The organism is Streptomyces soli (assembly GCF_003999195.1).
Lineage (GTDB): Bacteria > Actinomycetota > Actinomycetes > Streptomycetales > Streptomycetaceae > Actinacidiphila > Actinacidiphila soli.
Genome location: NZ_RJVR01000176.1, coordinates 1 through 16959, shown reverse-complemented (window position 1 = coordinate 16959; position 16959 = coordinate 1). Strand labels below are relative to the sequence as shown.

At 69.3% G+C, this 16959-nt stretch carries 14 protein-coding genes and 1 pseudogene; 6 read left to right on the top strand and 9 right to left on the bottom strand.

The window, feature by feature from the left end:
- Nucleotide 1 precedes the first annotated feature (1 nt).
- The 4 genes from mimD to EFK10_RS15155 form a co-directional block, all read right to left on the bottom strand.
- Complete coding sequence (mimD, locus tag EFK10_RS15170; protein WP_127356222.1) at nt 2-370, bottom strand: propane 2-monooxygenase effector subunit MimD; 369 nt, start codon at nt 368-370, stop codon at nt 2-4.
- Nucleotides 367-1485 carry an aromatic/alkene monooxygenase hydroxylase subunit beta gene (locus tag EFK10_RS15165; RefSeq protein ID WP_127356221.1) on the bottom strand — a complete coding sequence of 373 codons (1119 nt, stop codon included), beginning with the start codon at nt 1483-1485 and terminating at the stop codon, nt 367-369. Before EFK10_RS15165 ends, mimD begins: the two co-directional genes overlap by 4 nt.
- Before the next feature lie 45 nt (nt 1486-1530).
- Complete coding sequence (locus EFK10_RS15160; protein ID WP_127356220.1) at nt 1531-2562, bottom strand: FAD-binding oxidoreductase; 1032 nt, start codon at nt 2560-2562, stop codon at nt 1531-1533.
- A gap of 119 nt (nt 2563-2681) precedes the next feature.
- Nucleotides 2682-4325 (bottom strand): ferritin family protein, encoded by a 1644-nt coding sequence (locus EFK10_RS15155; protein ID WP_127356219.1) that lies wholly within the window; start codon nt 4323-4325, stop codon nt 2682-2684.
- Between the two features lie 284 nt (nt 4326-4609).
- Here EFK10_RS15155 and EFK10_RS15150 point away from each other — a divergent pair, with 284 nt between their 5' ends.
- Complete coding sequence (locus EFK10_RS15150) at nt 4610-6457, top strand: sigma-54-dependent Fis family transcriptional regulator (protein WP_164836010.1); 1848 nt, start codon at nt 4610-4612, stop codon at nt 6455-6457.
- A 264-nt stretch (nt 6458-6721) separates the two neighbouring features.
- Here EFK10_RS15150 and EFK10_RS15145 read toward each other — a convergent pair whose 3' ends face one another.
- Nucleotides 6722-7198, bottom strand: coding sequence for a DUF4328 domain-containing protein (locus EFK10_RS15145; RefSeq protein ID WP_164836009.1), 477 nt, complete (start codon nt 7196-7198; stop codon nt 6722-6724).
- A 132-nt stretch (nt 7199-7330) separates the two neighbouring features.
- Between EFK10_RS15145 and EFK10_RS15140 the strand changes: the two genes are divergently transcribed.
- The 4 genes from EFK10_RS15140 (at nt 7331) to EFK10_RS15125 (ending at nt 10999) form a co-directional block, all read left to right on the top strand.
- On the top strand, nt 7331-8863 hold the full coding sequence (locus tag EFK10_RS15140) for an SDR family oxidoreductase (protein ID WP_127356216.1): 1533 nt from the start codon (nt 7331-7333) through the stop codon (nt 8861-8863).
- A 53-nt stretch (nt 8864-8916) separates the two neighbouring features.
- The gene (locus EFK10_RS15135) at nt 8917-9675 is read left to right on the top strand and encodes an IclR family transcriptional regulator (RefSeq protein ID WP_127356215.1); all 759 of its coding nucleotides are present in this window, start codon (nt 8917-8919) and stop codon (nt 9673-9675) included.
- A gap of 99 nt (nt 9676-9774) precedes the next feature.
- Complete coding sequence (locus tag EFK10_RS48665; RefSeq protein ID WP_206305459.1) at nt 9775-10356, top strand: hypothetical protein; 582 nt, start codon at nt 9775-9777, stop codon at nt 10354-10356.
- Between the two features lie 124 nt (nt 10357-10480).
- Nucleotides 10481-10999, top strand: a complete 519-nt coding sequence (locus EFK10_RS15125; RefSeq protein ID WP_127356214.1) for a GNAT family N-acetyltransferase — start codon at nt 10481-10483, stop codon at nt 10997-10999.
- Nucleotides 11000-11335: 336 nt separating this feature from the next.
- On the opposite strand, the gene EFK10_RS15120 is transcribed toward EFK10_RS15125, so the two are convergent.
- From EFK10_RS15120 to EFK10_RS15105, 4 genes are all read right to left on the bottom strand, one after another.
- Complete coding sequence (locus EFK10_RS15120; protein ID WP_127356213.1) at nt 11336-12751, bottom strand: FAD-dependent oxidoreductase; 1416 nt, start codon at nt 12749-12751, stop codon at nt 11336-11338.
- Nucleotides 12752-13352: 601 nt separating this feature from the next.
- Nucleotides 13353-15149 (bottom strand): hypothetical protein, encoded by a 1797-nt coding sequence (locus tag EFK10_RS15115; protein WP_127356212.1) that lies wholly within the window; start codon nt 15147-15149, stop codon nt 13353-13355.
- Between the two features lie 235 nt (nt 15150-15384).
- Nucleotides 15385-15666, bottom strand: coding sequence for a hypothetical protein (locus tag EFK10_RS15110; protein WP_127356211.1), 282 nt, complete (start codon nt 15664-15666; stop codon nt 15385-15387).
- A 150-nt stretch (nt 15667-15816) separates the two neighbouring features.
- A complete protein-coding gene (locus EFK10_RS15105; RefSeq protein ID WP_127356210.1) occupies nt 15817-16080 on the bottom strand; it encodes a hypothetical protein in 264 nt (87 codons plus the stop codon).
- Nucleotides 16081-16302: 222 nt separating this feature from the next.
- Between EFK10_RS15105 and EFK10_RS15100 the strand changes: the two are divergent.
- Nucleotides 16303-16604: pseudogene (locus EFK10_RS15100) on the top strand (tyrosine-type recombinase/integrase); the annotation flags it as partial.
- Nucleotides 16605-16959: the final 355 nt, after the last annotated feature.

Genomic DNA, 16959 nt, shown 5'->3' with positions numbered 1-16959 from the left:
CTCAGTCGACGGGGACGAGGTCGAAGTCGATGTACTCGGCGGCGTCCTCGGGGTTGGCGAACAGGATGGTGCGGTCGTCCAGGTGGACCATCCGGCCGTAGTGGGTGGACATGATCTCCTCGAAGTCGCTCACACCGAACTCGAAGCCGAGCGCCTCGGAGATCTCCTCGAAGTCGAAGGTCAGCAGCCGCACCCCGTCCACCCGGATCATGGAGGGGAAGTCGGTGACGGTGACGTTCTCCTTGCCGCGCATCATGTCGGCGACGACGTGGCCGTTCTGGTTGTTCATGAGGGTGACCCCGCAGCGGTTGGAGGAGCTGCGGTCGACGGAGAAGCCGGACGTGGATGTGGTCCCGGGCGTGCTGGTCACTGGTTCATCCCTTCCGCGGAGGAGCCGAGGCCGAGGCCGTCCATGAGCCGGACGAAACGGTCCTTGGCCCGGTCGAGGCCGTCCTCGAAGCGCAGCACCTTCTCGTCGGCCTGCGACCACAGCGGCTGGAGCCGGCGGGCGGCGTCCAGGCTGAGCGGCACCCACTGGTCGAGCCAGCACGCCGCGATGGCGCGGTTGGCGCCGCCGTGCTCCTCGTCCTTGAAGACCAGGTCGAACAGCGCCCGGGTCCAGCGCAGGTCGCGGTCGTAGTCGCCGTCGCCCGCGCCGATCACCGCCGGGGTGGTGAAGTCGCCGTTCCGGGCGGCGATCTGCATGACCAGGTGGCTGCGGAACAGTTCACCGACCAGGGGCTCGAAGACCAGGTTGGCGGCGAAGGTGGCCTCCGCCCAGTCCTGGATGGCGGTGAGCCGTTCGACGGTCTCGCGGACGCCCTGCCAGACCGGGTCGCTCTGCCATGCGGCGATGTGCGCGGAGCCGTCGAAGGAGGGCAGCTGCTCCTCGATGTCGAGGTTGTAGAGCGCGAGGTCCTGGGCGAAGCGAAGCTTGTGGGTGCCGTTGACCGCGAGCGCGTTGTTGATCATGTTGGTGGGCGCTGAGCGCTGGATCGTGACGAACACATGCATGCCCAGGCCCTGTTCGGCGTGCATCCAGGCGCCGACGTTGCGCTCCACGAAGCGGGTCCAGGTGGGCGTCCACTGCTGGTACGCCTCCGCCTTGCGGGCGTTGGAGAGGTTCTGCTGGATCTGCCGCACCACGTTGGCGTTGTTGCGGTAGATCGTCTGCTCCCACTCCTCGTTCGGGTCGCGGAAGCGGTGCCAGTCGCCGGAGCGCAGCTCGGTCCAGTCGTGCGGGTAGCCGCCGTCGCCGTCGGCGAAGCCGTAGATCCAGCCCTGGAGGAGGTGCCGCTCGGGGTCCGGCTGGACGTCGAAGGTGACGTCCTCGTACATGGTGGCGCGCATCTTCTGCGGCTTGTAATAGTTGAACGCCCGGCTGCCGGAGCTGGGGAAGACCAGTGCTCCCGCCTCGGCGTCGGTGAACTGCGGTTTGGGGAAGCTGCGTTGTTCCTTGACCGGCTTGTCGGCTTGCGTGGTCATGCGTACGGCTCCTCGCATCGGTCAGATCGGATCGGACGGGTCGGGTCAGGTGTCGGTGGAAGTGGTGAACTTGTCCAGGAAGATCCGCTCCTCGGGCATGCCCTTGCCGGTGAGCAACTCCATCGCGGCGTCGCACATCGGCGGCGGCCCGCACAGATACGCGTCGGCGCCCGACAGATCGCCCTCGTGGCGGTCGACGACCTCGGTGATCAGCCCCTGCTCGTAGCTGCCCGACGGGTCCTCGGACAGGGCCGGCAGGAAGGCGAAGTCCGTGAGGCCTGCACCGAGCTTGGCGATCTCGTCCAGGGCGAACAGGTCCCGCTCGGTGCGCGCCCCGTAGTAGAACCGGGTGCGCCGGGCGCTGCCGGTCGCGGCCAGGCCGCGCAGTTGGGCCAGGACCGGCGCCATGCCGGCGCCGCCCGCCAGCAGGATCAGGTCGCGGTCCGGGGCGTCGCGCATCACGCAGGTGCCGTAGGGACCCTTGACCGTCAGCGCATCGCCGGGGCTCAGAGTGCTGTCGAGCAACCCGGAGAACATGCCGCCCGGGTAGCGCTTGATGAGGAACTCGAGCCTGCCGCCAGGGCCTTCACCCGGCAGACCGGCCATCGAGAAGGACCGCCACTGGTCGGTACCGGGCACCCCGATGTCCACGTACTGCCCTGTGCGGTACGGGATCTCGTCGCCGGCGTCGATGTCCAGGGCGAGCCGGACGATGTCAGGGGTGAGCGGCTCGACCGCGGCGACCGTGGTGCGGGCCTCGCGGGGCGGGATGCCGTTGAGCAGCATCTCCTCGTCGTAGTTGATCAGTTCCACGCTCAGATCGCCGAAGGCGTGCGTCCGGCAGAGCAGGACGTATCCCTCCTCGCTCTCGTAGTCGGCCAGCGCGAAGGTGGAGTAGCGCTCCATCTGCTGGTCGCCGTCGAGCAGGAAGGACTTGCAGGACGAGCACTGGCCCTCCTTGCAGCCGTGCATCAGCATGACGCCCTGGCGGAACGCGGCGTCCAGTACGGTCTCGTCCTCGTCGGCCTCGATCTCGATGCCGACCGGTTCGAATCGAATGCGGTGCTTGTCGCCCACGGGACCAGGCCTTCCGTGACGGGGGACGGGTGACGGGTACGAGTGACAGGTGACGGGTGTAGGGAAGGCGGCGGGGCGGGGCCCTGGGGCCTTCGGGCGCAAGGGCCCCGCCGGTCGGCTCAGACCGTGGACGGCGTGATGTTGCTGCGGCCGCGGTAGTCCGCGATGTGCGCCTCGCGCTCCTCGTCGGACATCTCGTTGAGCGACACGTTGGGGCTGACGAAGGTGTTGCCCCGGACGTCGTCCAGCGTCCACAGCTTCTTCGGGTCGTCGAGGTCCAGGTGCGGCTGCGGGACGAGGGTCTTCCCGTCGTCGCGTACATACCCGAGGTCGGTGACGATGTCGGCGAGGTCCTGCCCGTGGTAGACCGTCTCCCACTCGCGCTTGCCGGTCAGCCGCCCCATGGACGGGGTCGGCCGGCCCTCGTACTCGGGCCGGAAGGCCGTCGTGTCGGTCCACGCGCAGGTCTCGGAGCAGTATGTGCGCCACTGGCCGTCGACCTTGTCGACCACCATGTCCTGTCGGATCAGGCACGGCACCATGCAGGTCCAGCAGCGGTGCGGGTACTGGTAGCCGACGTCCTCGAAGGCGATCGGCTTGTTGGCACCCGGGTGCCGGAGCCGGTTGTACGCCTCCCACCAGGCGCCGTACTCGGCGTACCAGCCGGGGTACTTGGACTCGAACCACTCGAAGTCCTCGTCCGTCATCCCGTCGATCCGCCAGAAGTTCACCGGCCAGCCGGTGGCGAAGAACTGGGCGACCTTGTGGACGTAGCCCTGGTCCCAGATCCGGTGCCAGGCCTGCTCGACGAGGTCGTGCGGGATCTTCAGGCCGTACTTCTCCAGCGGCATCAGGTACGACCGGTAGTAGTCGTCGTAGATCCAGCGGCGCCACATCTCGGCGTAGCTGTCCCGGTCCTTGCGGCGGTCCTTGCTGCCGTACTCGATGAAGGTGCCGATGGCGGCGTCCACGACGCAGTGGTTGTTCCACCAGGCATAGCGCAGGTCGCGCTCCAGCAACTGGCGGTTCTCCTCGTCGGCGAGCGCCATCAGCAGGATCGAGTACCCGTTGGAGATGTGCCGGGACTCGTCCGACTGCACCGAGTGGAAGACGGTCGGCAGCAGGTAGTCCCCATTGGCCGCGGCCTCGGCGGGCATCGCCACGAACAGGGTGTTCGTGAAGGCGGTCTCCGCGACGAGCGTCAGATAGACGTTGGCGGCGGTGATCGCGTCACCGGTGATGAACCCTTCGCCGAACTGCCGGCCGATAGTGCCGGCGTAGCAGTTGGCGAACGCCTTCTCGGAGATGTCGAACCCGGCGGGGTCGATGTAGTGATTCATGTAGAGGCGCTTGAGGTTCATCTGGATCGTCGAGTGACGGACCTCGTCGATCATCTGTACGGCGAGCCCATTGTGCAGTTGAGGGTTGGGCACCGCGCCGATCGCCATCGGCATGGCACGGGCCGCGCTGATCTCCGGGAACGGGATGATGGACAGGAACAGCTTCTGCCACTCCATCCAGCGCTGCTGGACCTGGCGGAACATGTTGCCCCGGATGGCGCCGTCCATCGCGCCGTAGACCCGGTTGTCCTTCTCCTCCTCCATCGGGAAGTAGGAGCGCAGGACCTGCTTGAGCGGGTCCTTCTTGGGGGCCCTGTCGAAGCGGTAGTCGGTCGCGAAGCGGTTGGCCGGCGTGGCGAACGTCGGCTCCCACGACAACTCGGTGATCTTCTTGTGCGCCTTGCTCAGGCTCTGTCGGCTCACGGGTGATGCTCCTCCGGCTGACTCGGCGGCGAGGTGAAAATCCTCGGTCTGCCCCGTCCGGTCCTGCGGCGGCGCACTGCCGTCTGCGGCTGGGGTGCTGCCATCGTGGGGTCGTCCGCAAGCGCCGGACGTCTCAAGTTGAGACGGCCTCGCGAACATGGGACTGGCCATCGCGGGACCACCGGACGTAACGTGCAGGAAACCCCCCGGATCCGGAGAGTCACTCCACGGCAGAGGGGCACACGCCGATGGAAGCCATCGAACCCATGGACCACGTGTCACCCGTGGAACAGAGGAAACCGCCGCTCACGGGCTCGCGGATCAGCCTGGAGCGTGCCGTCCCGCACCCCAATCCGGTCCGCGCGCGGACCCGGTTCCTGGAGGGCGAGCTGGAGGACGAGAACGTCTCACGGGCCGAGGTGCGCCCTCCGATCCTCGACTCCTGGCGCCGTTCGCGCTTCTTCGGCGTGGACGCCGACCGTATCGAGACCCCGTACAACGCCGACTTCGACCCGCACTCCCGGCTCGCCACCGCCGCCGGGCCCGTCCTCGACCGGCTGTCCGACGCGCTGCACGGCACCCCGATGTGCCTCATCCTGACCGACTCCCGGGGGCGGGTGCGCGAACGCAGGACCGGCGACCACGCGCTCCACCGCCACCTCGACGAGATCAGCCTCGCGCCCGGCTTCAGCTACGCCGAGGAGTACGTCGGCACCAACGGCATCGGCACCGCCGCCGAGGAGGGCCGGACCTCCCACGTCTTCGGCTCGGAGCACTTCTCCGAGCGCCTCCAGCGGGTGTCTTGCGCCGCCGCCCCCATCCGCAACCTGGCCAGCGGGCGGCTGCTCGGCCTGATCGACCTGACCTCCTGGCAGCACACCGCCTCCCCGCTGATGCTGGCGCTGGTCAGGGAGGCCGCCGCCGACATCGAGGAACGCGTCCTCGACATCGGCTCCGAGCGTGAGCGCGCCGCCCTGCGCGCCTTCCTGACCTCGCGCCCCGGCTCACGCCGGGCGCTCGTCACCCTCACCGACGGCCTGCTGCTCGCCGACGCCGCCGCCACGGAGTTGCTCAGCCCGGCCGACCACCGCAGGCTCCGCGAGATCGCCGCCGACCAGCCGGACGGCCTCGACCAGCGGCTGCTGCTCAGCGACGGCCGGACCGTACAGGTGCGCGGCGAGCCGGTGGCCGGCCCGGCGGCGGGCGGGGCCCCGGCGGGATACCTGCTCGAGCTGCGCATCGTCGCCGAGCGGCACGAGCCCGCCCCGCGCACACCGTCCCGTACGCTCCGGCTGCCCGGCGTCATCGGGTCGAGCCCGGTGTTCGGCAGCGCCGTCGCCCAGCTCGTACGTCAGTGTGAGCAGAGCCGCTGGACCCTCGTGGAGGGCGAGGCGGGCACCGGCAAGCTCGAACTGGTCCGGGGCGCCCACCGGCACGCCGGCCCGACGAGCCCCTTCGCCGTGCACGACGCCGCCAACGCGCGAGGTGCGACGGCACGCTGGCTGCAAGCGGTGTTCCGGGATCTCGCCGAGGACCAGGGCACCGTCGTCCTGCGCCACCTCGACCTGCTGCCCTCATCCGTCGCCGTACAGCTCGACGGGGTGCTGTGTGCCACCGCCGGGCGCTCCGGCTGGGTCGCCGGCCTGCTCACCCGCGACCGGCACACCACTGCTGTCACCGGCACCACGGCCCCCGCCTTCACCACCCTGACGGGACGGTTCAGCGCCGAGGTCACCGTGCCCCCGCTGCGCCACCGCACCGCCGACATCCCGGCGCTGGCGGCCGGCCTGCTCGCCCGCCACAGCAGGGGCGACGACGCCATCCGCTGTACCGACGCCGCCCTCCGAGCCCTGTCCCGGGCCCCCTGGCCGGGCAACGTACGCCAGCTCGAAGGGTCCCTCCGGTACGCCGAAGCGCACCGCACAGGGCCGATGATCGAGGAGACCGACCTGCCGCCGACCCTGCTCTCCCAGGCCCAGCACCCCCTGTCCCCCTGGGAGTCCACCGAACGCGACATGATCGTCCAGGCCCTCCTCGACCACGGCGGCGACAAGACCAAGGCCGCCCGCGCCCTCGGCATCTCCCGCGCCACCATCTACCGCAAGGTCACCGCCTACGGCATCCGGCTCTGAGCCCGCCCGTCACCGCTCCCGCGGCCCACCCCGAGACCCGGCGTACATCCTCCCCAGCCACAACCCCACCCCCTCCCAGCACCCCAGCGCCACCCCCACCACGGCCAACCCCGGCCCCACGCCGCCCAGCGCCTTCAGCCTCTCCTGGTGTCCCCACGACCTCATCATCACGGCCCGGCCTCCTCCCGCTCGCGCTCGCCCTGGCGGCGGCGCTGCTCCGAGGCTGCCGCAGGCGGGGAGTGCACGGTGTCTCACTGTGAGACGTCACGGCGCCGCCAGTGCCATCACCGGGGTGGCGCCCGCGGCTCCGCTCCTGGCCACCTCCCAGCAGGACGTCCCGATCAGCTCTCCCAGAACCGAGTTGCGCCCGCTCTCCGAGGTGCCGGTGGTCGCGCGATCGATGTCCAGAACGAATTGTCGGGGGATCCAGAGATTGACGAACGGGATGAGCCAGGCGACGACGGCCCAGAAACCGTTCACGGCGGCAGTGCCCGGGGAGAGAAGCTCCGCGTTCCGTCGGCACCGGCTGAGCCAGACGAGGAAGAGCACGAACGCGAGAGCCATCAGGTAGACGAAGACCAACGACGCGAAGCCCGACGTGCTCAGCGACGCGTCCGTGGGATGCACGTCGTGGGCCCTGACGGCCACCAGCCGGAACACGTCCGCAACCACCACCGCCGCGATCGCGCCTTGCGCGAGGCGTGCGAGGAGCAAGGGGGCCTTGCCGTCGGGTCTTGGCATCGTGGGGGACCTACTTCTCGCGGGCATGCACGCTCACGGCCTACCGGACCTGCGGTTGCGGGGGCCGTCGGCCGGTTCAAGGATGGCTGAGGGGAAGCGGCACCCTGCCTTCTGGCCTTCTGGAGGACCGGCATGGCTACCGACAGTCGGGCGCTACGGTGCCTGGTGACCGGGGCGACCGGCTATATCGGGGGCAGGCTGGTGCCCGAGCTGCTGGCGGCGGGACATTCCGTACGGTGTCTGGCCCGTTCACCCGGCAAGTTGCGCGATCATCCGTGGGCCGGACGGGTGGAGGTCGTACGCGGGGACGTGACGGACGGGGACTCCGTCAGGGCGGCGCTGGAGGGCATGGACGTCGCGTACTACCTGGTGCATGCGCTGGGCAGCGGGTCCGGCTTCGAGGAGGCCGACCGCCGCGCGGCCGGGCTGTTCGGCGAGGCGGCTCGCGCTGCCGGGGTCCGCCGGATCGTCTATCTCGGCGGTTTGACCCCGGAAGGGGTGCCCGAGCGTGAGCTGTCACCGCATCTGCGGTCCCGGGCGGAAGTGGGCCGCATCCTCATGGCCTCGGGGGTGCCGACCGCCGCGTTGCGGGCCGCTGTGGTCATCGGTTCGGGCTCGGCGTCGTTCGAGATGCTGCGCTATCTGACCGAGCGGCTGCCGGCCATGGTGACGCCGAGTTGGGTGAGCACGCGGACGCAGCCGATCGCCGTGCGCGATGTGCTCCGCCTGCTCGTTGGGTGCGCGCGGCTGCCGGACGACGTGAACCGTACGTTCGACATCGGCGGCCCGGACGTCCTCACGTACGAGGGGATGATGCGGCGGTACGCCGCTGTCGCGGGACTGCCGAAGCGGGTCATCGTTCCTGTGCCGGTGCTCTCCCCACGCCTGTCCAGCCTCTGGGTCGGCCTGGTCACACCGGTGCCGGGCGCCGTCGCACGGCCGCTGGTCGAATCGCTGCGGCACGAGGTCGTCTGCGCCGAACACGACCTCGCGCGCTACGTGCCGGACCCCCCGGGCGGTCCCCTCGGGCTCGACCAGGCGCTCCGGCTGGCCCTGACACGTATTCGCGACGCCGACGTGGCCCCCCTCCCCCAGACTCCGTCCGGGGGGACCCCCAGGACCTCCGCCTCCGCCCCCGGCGCGCCCAGCGATCCGCTGCCGACCGACCCCGACTGGGCGGGCGGCAGCCTCTACACGGACCACCGCGAGCGCGCCGTCGACGCGTCGCCGGAGGCACTGTGGCGGGTGGTGGAGGCCATCGGCGGCGAGAACGGCTGGTACTCCTCGCCCTGGGCCTGGGCACTGCGGGGCTGGCTCGACCGCCTGGTGGGCGGCGCGGGCCTGCGCCGGGGCCGCCGGGACGCGGCACGGCTGAGGGTCGGGGACTGCCTCGGCTTCTGGCGGGTGGAGGAGATCGACCCCGGCCGGCTGCTGCGGCTGCGGGCCGAGATGCGGCTGCCGGGACTGGCCTGGCTGGAGTTGAGGGTCGACCGTGACCCGGCGGGTGGCGGGACGGTGTTCCGACAGCAAGCCCTGTTCCACCCCCGCGGCCTCGCCGGGCATCTGTACTGGTGGGGCGTGTCCCCCTTCCACGCCATGGTGTTCGGCGGCATGGCCCGTAACATCGCCGCCGAAGCCGAGGCAAGCGCCGTCCGCACGAGCTGACGGGCGCATCGCGGAAACTTGCCGCCGCGGTGCGCCGAGCGCAAGCTTGGGGCATGGGTGCTCAGGACGGCCCTACGCTCATCACATCCGTGCAGCGAGCCTTCCGCTTGATGGAAGCCGTAGCGGCCCACGAGGGCGGCGCCCCCGCGAAGCAACTGGCACGCGAGGTGGGGCTGCCCCTGGCCACCACCTACCACCTGCTGCGGACGCTGGCCCATGACGGGTACGTACGAAAGCTGGACGACGGCGGGTTCGTCATCGGGGACAAGCTGCACCTGCTGCACGCCGGAAGTCGCGGGCAGGAGCTCCTCACCCGCATCCGGCCCACGCTGGCAGCGCTGCGGGACGAACTGTCGGCCGCCGCTTACCTGACCTTCTACGAAGACGGCGAGATCCGCGTCGCCGAGATCGTCGACGGCCCCAGGGCACCCCGGGTCGACCTCTGGGTGGGATTCGAGGACGCCGGGCACGCCACCGCGCTGGGCAAGTGCGTGCTGCGCGAGCTGGACGGCGACTCCCGCAACGACTACCTCTCCCGGCACTCCCTCGCCGACCTCACACCCCGCACCATCACCCACCGCTCCGAACTGCTCCGCCAGCTCGACGCGGCCCCCACCGCCCCGGCGGTCACGGACCTGGAGGAGTACTCCCTCGGTACGGTCTGCGTCGCCGTACCCGTGTACAGCGGGGACACCCTTGGCTCTCTCGGCGTCTCCCTCCGGGCCGACCGGCTCTCCCGCATCGACGAGGTCCGGGCGCGGCTGCTCCCGACCGCGAATCGGGTGACCAGGGGCCTTTCGCTCACTATCTGAAAACCCTGGCCTTGCGGCCCCCGCACAACTACCCGTTCCCTGGATGAAACGGACATTCAGGCGCGCGCGTCGTGAGCAGAAAGAGTTGCGAAAGCGGACATGACCCATGCCCGAGACCACCAGCTCAACCACTGGCCGACCTCGCAACTGCCGACCTCACGACTCCGGAAACGACTCACCACTGCCGGCGCACACCTCGCCGGCGGCGTTCCCGTACTGATCGTCTGCGCCGTCGCGGTCGTGGCCCTCGTCAGCGGAGCCGGGCTCAGCTGGCTGCCGCTGCTCGCCGTCGGGCCCGCCCTGGCCGCCGCCACCAGCAGGCCGTGGGGAGTCCTCCGCATCGGCGTCCTCGCGGTGGCGCTGGGCGCCCTGCTCAGCACCCGGGGCGGTGCGGGGGGCCACGAGCAGGCGATCGTGTTGTCCGCGCTGGTCGCCGTCGCCCTGGCCAGCGGCCTGGCCAGCGCGGAGCGCGTGCGCCGCGAACGCGTACTGGCAGCCGTCCGCTCGGACCCTCGCCGCCCTCCACTCCGAGCTCCTCTCCCACGTCGGCGGCCGCCTCCACGACGACGCCGCCCTCCTCCTCCTCCGCAAGCCGACCGCGGTCGCCGCCCCGGCTCCCGCCCAGCCGGGGGTGTACGCCGCCGCCGAGCCGCCGTACAAGGCAGCCAGCTGACCGGCTGACTGCCGGGGCCCGCTTCTGTGACTGCCAATGGGGCTGGCCGGCACGTCTGTTGCCGCTGGTCCGGTCGGCGGCCGGCCAGACTATTCGGTTGATCAGCCCGTCGCCTTGCGGTAGCAATGCCGGATGATGCGCGGCGAAAAGATCGGGCTCCGGGCCCGGCACGAGGCGGACGTTCCGGTTTTTCTCGCAGAGCTCTACAACGACGTGGTGACCCGGTCGCGCGGCGACGGCCGCCCCTGGCGGCCGGTTTCACCAGGGCCGGCTGAGCTGGCCGAGCCGGCGGACGACGCGGTGACCTTCTCGGTGGTGGAACTCGATTCGCAGGCACTGGCCGGTGAGGCCCTGCTTTGGGGCATCGACACGCACAACAGGTCGGCTCACCTGGGGATCTCCCTGCTCCCCGCTTCCCGTGGCCGCGGGTTCGGCTCGGACGTCGTCCGGGTGCTGTGCGAGTACGGGTTCGCGGTGCGCGGACTGCAACGGCTGCAGGTGGAGACCCTGGCGGACAACGCCTCGATGATCGCGGCTGCGACGAAAGCCGGGTTCACGATCGAGGGCACGCTCCGGCGGAAGGCTTGGGTCTACGGCACGTTCGCCGACCAGGTTGTCCTCGGCCTCCTCGCCCATGAATGGACGTCGTAGGTACGAGAGCCGGGGGTTCGAACAGCGGCCCGGCCGAGGACAAGCGTGCAGGCGGTGCGGCGGCCACGACCAGCCTCGATTTCGTCGACGTCGGCCCTCGTCATAGCTTCGTTCCGGCGCTCGTCGCGCAGGCGGCCCCGAGGTCCCAGCACGGCGGTCGTAGTCGCCCGTGACCGTCGTTCGTGGGACCGCTGGCCTACGACGACTGCATGACACACCCCACACGGGCGGAAGATCACGAAGGCCCCGACCGTCGCCGTTTCTCCCCGGAGTACAGGCCGCGCATGGTCGCCGAGTACGACGCGGGCCCGATCGCCCAGGACGTGCGAGGGGCTGTCAGGGAGTGTCAAGGACGGCAGAGGGCGGTCCGGGGTGTTCCCTCAGCAAGAAAGTGAGCCCTTCGGATGCCGTGGGGTGGGCGAATATCGCACTGCGCAGCGCCGTGTACGGGGTGCGGCTGATCATCGCCGTCTGGACGGCGGCCATGAGTTCGCTGGCTTCGGACCCGAACGCGGTGAATCCGAGAATCTCGTCACCGTCCGCGGCGATCAGCATCTTCATGAACCCGCGCGGCTCGGACAGCGTCCTGGTCCGCAGAACGGCCGCCATGGGCAGGGTGAGCACGCGGTATCCGATGCCGCGGTGCCTGGCCTCGGACTCGTTGCAGCCGACCCGCGCCAACTCGGGATCGGTGAACATGCAGTACGGCACCAGGCGGTCGGTGGTCGTGCTGCCGCCTCCGTGCAGATTGTCGTGCACCACCCGGAAGTCGTCGAAGGCCACATGGGTGAAGGCCGGGCTGCCCGCGCACTCGCCCATGGCCCACACCCCGGCCGCTGTGGTGGCGAGGCGCTCGTCGACCGCGACGTAGCCCGTGTCGGTCAGCTTCACCCCGGCCCGCTCCAGCCCGATCCCGCCGGTGTTCGGCGTGCGGCCGACGCCGACCAGCAGGTCCGTACCGTCGATCACGCGCTCGCCGTCCGGCCCGTCGGTGACGGCGCGCACGTCACGGCCGGATTCTCCATCGACCCTCCGGAGGTGTGTCCGGAGGTGGACGGTGATCCCCTCGTCGCGGAACAGTTCGAGGATCGCCGCCGCGACGTCGACGTCTTCGCGGCCGGCCAGCTGCGGTCCATACTCGATGACGGTCACCCGCGCGCCGAAGCGGCGCATGGCTTGCGCCAACTCCAGCCCGACATAGCCGCCGCCGATGACGATCAGATGCTCCGGCAGGCGGTCCAGATCCAGCGTCTCGACGTGGGTCATCGGCCGGGCGGCAGCCAGACCGGGCACTTCGGGCACGGTCGCGTGCGTGCCCAGGTCCAGGAACACCCGCTCACCGCGGATCCGGCGCTTGCCGCCGTCAGCCGGCTCGACATCGACCGTCCTCTCGCCGACGAAGCGCGCCTCGCCCATGATCAGCTCGGCGCCGCTGGCCTGGAAGCGGTCCAGATGAAGCCGGCGCAGGCCCTCGACCATCGCCCGCTTCCTGGCCTGTACGCCCTTCATGCTGGTCGCCGCCGACTCCAGCTCGACCCCGAATTCGGCGGCGCGCCTGGTGAAAGAGCGCACCTTCGCCGAGTGGATGATGTTCTTGCTCGGCAGGCAGGCGATGTTCGGGCAGGACCCGCCGATCAGCTTCCGCTCGACCACAGCCGTACGGTGCCCCTCACCTGCCATCGTCCAGGCGAGGTATTTCCCCGCTTCGCCGCTGCCGATGACGAGGATGTCGTAGTTCTCGGTCATGGACATTCGACCGGCTCCTCCCGCTTGAAAGCGGCACCCTTCCAGCGATCCGGATCTCGCGCCGCGGCCTGGTGATGCCGCCGGTGTACTCACCACGATCGCGCACAGCGGGCGGCCGGACAAAGCCGAACAAAGAGGCATGCGCCTGACCACGGCTGACGAAGGCGCGCGGGCCTGCCCGGAGTGCGGAGTGTTCGCCTCCTGAGTCAAAGGTTGGGGGCTACGCCTGCCATGGCGACGGCAACAAGCCGATGGGGCCCGCACAGGGCGCGGACGGCTGAGGCCAGGTGGCGGATCAGGTCGGGGACTCGCTGTGGGCGCTCCCGAGTCCGCAGCGCCCCGACTGAGACAGAAACCGAGACGGAAGATCACGAAGGCCCCGACCAGGATCTGGTCGGGGCCACGTGTATTGCCCGGTGAGAGCAATGGCGGAGGATACGAGATTCGAACTCGTGAGGGGAGCCGCGTACAGGGCCGTTCACCCGCGTTCATGGGCGACTGGCCACCGAAGCAGGCTTGCCTACCGGCGCCCTTGAACGGTCCGGCCCCCTAGAGTTCCCCGAACCCGGACCATGCTGGCCGAACGGCCCGAATCAGCAGCCCTGCATCAGGGACAGATGTTGAGCACGCCGACCTCAATGAGCGGCAGTTGCATAAGGGGAGCACACGCACCTTCGGGTGAGTGTCCGGGATCTGAGGAGTGGTCTTTCCCCGGTGGCTCAGGTGGTGCCTGAGAAGCGTTCGGGGCGTCGGCCCTGCTGCTGTTGGGGGTGAGGGTGCGTCCGGTGGCGGTCGGCGTTCTGTGCCCGCGGTCGGATGGTCCGGAGGCGGCGTGAGTTTCGGCAGTTGCCCTGCTGGGGTTTCGCAGCGTGACGCGGCCGTGGCCGACGCCGGTGGTGCCGGAGGGCGGCGCGGTGTTTGTTGGGGGCCGCACCTCGGCGGGCGGTGTTCCCCAAGGGGCTGTCGGCCCTGTTCCGGTGGCGCGGCGGACGGCCGCCTCATCGGTTGACGGCCCTACCGCGGGGCGGCTCAGGGTCCACAGCAGGTATGCCAGGCCGACGGCAACGACGGTGGCCACGGCCCCCCACAGCAGCAGCGACGGGGTGCCATGCCAGCTGCCTTGGGCCCGGGCCGCGTGCTTGCCGCAGCGCTTGCGGAGAAGTTGGACAACCATGTTGACCAGCTGCCAGAGGATGAGAAGGACGCCGACCAACGGCAGCAGGAGGAAGAGGATCTGCACGCAGGCCGCTGCGGTGCTTAACACGGGTGTGGTGCTGGTGGTCGCGTTGACGATGAGCGTGGTGGCGGTGGCCCATGCCGTCGTCCCCATCTGGGGCAGGCGAAAGAGAACGATGCCGACTTGCAGGGCGAGAGCGGGCAGTACCGCAAGCACCCAGATCGTCACGACGACCTGGGGCCATCGCTTGAGGGCCTGAAGACGTTCTTCCGGCGGGCGTCGCAGGATGGCGCGTCGCAGGATGGGCCCGATGTACTTGAACAGGTCCGGGATGCCGACCAGGTCCGAGATGATGTAGTAGCCGTCGAAACGGAGGGTCGGCAGAAGCTGCTGGATGACTTCCAGGTTGATGAGCAGGATCGTCGCCAGCAGCACCGGGGACGGAGTGTGGAGGTAAAGCGCGGCCAGGCCGAGGATGAACAGGCCGTTGAAGTAGACACCGCCCAGGTCGATGCGCAGTCGTCCGCTTCGGCCGAGTCGGTAGGAGTTGGTGACGTCGGTGTAGAAGGCCGGCCAAACCAGGTAGATCCCGCATCCCATGGCCCCGGGGCGTACCTTCCCGTAGCGGCAGGCTGCGGCGTGGCCGATCTCGTGGAAAGCAGCAGAGGCCATAGCCAGGCCCACCATGCTGAGAATACCGCCGGGGTCAGACATCACCCGAGCCACGGCGAGGCCGGTCTCCTGGGTGGCGAACAGCCAGATCTCGGTGGCCAGGAACGCCGTTACGACCATGGCCACGAGGAGGGGCCGGAACAACCAGGCAAAAATCCCCGCGACGATCCACGTGGCCTGTTCGGAGACGAGCGCGGCGCGGTGGCGGAGACCGAGGATCGGGTGTTCGACCTTGGCGAAGTCGGCAAGAGTGCCGTCGCTTCGGGTGGTGATCCCCAGCGGAGCTAGTTTATTGTCGAGCACGAAGGCCACGTGTTCGGCAGTGAAGGTACGGCCCGTGGTCCGGGTGAGTTCCTGCGCCACACGAGCGAGAAGGTGACCACCGTCTCCGGATTTCGTCGCCATGGCCTGGTGCCGCTCGAGGCTCTTGGCGGTCTCGTAGAGCAGGTCGGGCAGATGGATGACCTGCCCGTCGAAGCGGTGCACCAGATGTGGTGGGCGGCGATACCCAGAACCAGCGAACTCGCCTACCAGCTCGGTTCCCTGGGTGAGCACGGGCACTGCCCCAGCGAGGGCAGGCGGATTCAGCGTGAGTGCTTGCGTACTGATAGCGATCTCCCAAGGGAATAGTTCTCCCGCCGGGCCCTTGCGGCGGCCGGACCCGGGTGTGCTCCACCGCCTGCGACAGAGGCGTTCTCGAGCCGCCAACCCTGGTCCCGGCCGCGAGGGCACGTTCCGCTTCGGGTACTTCCGTCACGGTGAACGCGGCCAGCTGCAGAGGGTGTGCGTCTCAGTGGGTGGTTACCGCAGCCGGCACACAAGTCATGCTGCTGCTGGGGTTGTTGGAACCCAGGCCCAGCGAGCCGAGCAGCCCCGGCGTGCCGTGAACACTCTCGGCCTGGCAGGCATAGACAACCGTGGCTCCCCCGCCCTTATGGCCACCGCCTGCGGGGAAGTTGTATGTGGGGTGGCTGCTGTTGTCGTAACTGATAAGCACGATGGACAGCAGAGTCCTTCCGGGGAGCAGTTCCCCGGAGAGAGCGTTGAGTTCCTCATAGCCGATGTCTGGCATGGCTACCCTTCCTCATGCCGGAAATGCGGTGCCGTGACACCTTCAGATGAGGCGCCCGGACACTGCAGGCGCCGACAGCACGTTCCTGAAAGCATGTGCTGATGTGAGGCGAATGGCCGGGGACGAGGCCCCGGCCACTGCCATTTGTTACTAGAAGACGGCCGTCGACCCCGGCATGCAGGTGAGGGAAGAGCTCGGGACGTTCGAGCCGAAGAGCAACGTGGTGAGCCCCGGCGTGCCGGTAATATTCTGGGACTGGCAGGCGTTCGACACGATCCCGTTCTGGTCACTGGCAGCGCCGCCCTCGCCGCCACCCCAGCCGTGGAAGGGGGCTGCGAGAGTGGACAGGACCGAGCGCTCCGGCAGCATTTCCCCGGTCAGGCCGTCCAGCTCTTCGAAGCTGATCTTTGACACGATGTTCCCTTTCATTCGCCTTTCTGCTGTGGAGACCACGCTGTAGGAAGCCCCATCAGCAGAACTTGGACACCCCGGACAACGGCCACCACAGCTGAACGGTGCGGCAAGTCACTCGCCATGGTGAAAAGGAGTGGCAGATGGATGAAGCGACTCGACACCGCTTCTTTCCCGAGCTGGAGAAAGAGCCCAGGCTGCAGGGCGTGACGCGGTCAACGGACCTTCGCGTCCCCGGCCGACGGTCCGCTGATCCGAACACCGACTACCACCGCTGGAAGAAGCTCCTGACAGACGCCGGCGTACGGGATCGGCGACTGCACGACGCACGCCACACCGCGGGGACCGTTCTTCTTCTGCTGGGAGTCCCCGATGCCGTGGTGGACGCGATCATGGGCTGGGAGCCGGGCGGTGCGGCCCGTATGCGAGCGCGCTGCATGCACCTGACCGGCCCCATGCCGGAGAGGGTGGCGGGGCAGATCGGCGACGCCCTCCGGGGCGCTCCCGACTCCACAGACCCCGACTGAGACGGAAAGTGAGACGGAAGATCACGAAGGCCCCGACCAGGATCTGGTCGGGGCCACGTGTATTGCCCGGTGAGAGCAATTGCGGAGGATACGAGATTCGAACTCGTGAGGAGTTGCCCCCAACACGCTTTCCAACTCTGCATGCCACCGTTCAGAGGGGTTCAGCGCGTTTGAGCCTTGGTCGGGCAGGTCTAGCGATTTCCGCTGAACGCACCCGAACGCTGGAGACTGCGGATGAGTCTAGGACCCACTGCACCGGCCTCGGCGCCGACAGGCGGTCAGCCCTCCTGCGGCCGCTCGGCGGCCGGGGCGGGGACCGCCGGGGCGACGGGCGCGGCCGGGGCGGCCTGCGCCC

What these genes read in the sequence shown, in the direction of transcription:
- EFK10_RS15135 (WP_127356215.1), top strand. Translation starts at nt 8,917, where the DNA reads ATGGGTGCTCAGGACGGCCCTACGCTCATCACATCCGTGCAGCGAGCC.
- EFK10_RS15140 (WP_127356216.1), top strand. Translation starts at nt 7,331, where the DNA reads ATGGCTACCGACAGTCGGGCGCTACGGTGCCTGGTGACCGGGGCGACC.
- EFK10_RS15145 (WP_164836009.1), bottom strand. Translation starts at nt 7,198, where the DNA reads ATGCCAAGACCCGACGGCAAGGCCCCCTTGCTCCTCGCACGCCTCGCG.
- EFK10_RS48665 (WP_206305459.1), top strand. Translation starts at nt 9,775, where the DNA reads ATGACCCATGCCCGAGACCACCAGCTCAACCACTGGCCGACCTCGCAA.
- EFK10_RS15125 (WP_127356214.1), top strand. Translation starts at nt 10,481, where the DNA reads ATGATGCGCGGCGAAAAGATCGGGCTCCGGGCCCGGCACGAGGCGGAC.
- EFK10_RS15165 (WP_127356221.1), bottom strand. Translation starts at nt 1,485, where the DNA reads ATGACCACGCAAGCCGACAAGCCGGTCAAGGAACAACGCAGCTTCCCC.
- EFK10_RS15110 (WP_127356211.1), bottom strand. Translation starts at nt 15,666, where the DNA reads ATGCCAGACATCGGCTATGAGGAACTCAACGCTCTCTCCGGGGAACTG.
- EFK10_RS15120 (WP_127356213.1), bottom strand. Translation starts at nt 12,751, where the DNA reads ATGTCCATGACCGAGAACTACGACATCCTCGTCATCGGCAGCGGCGAA.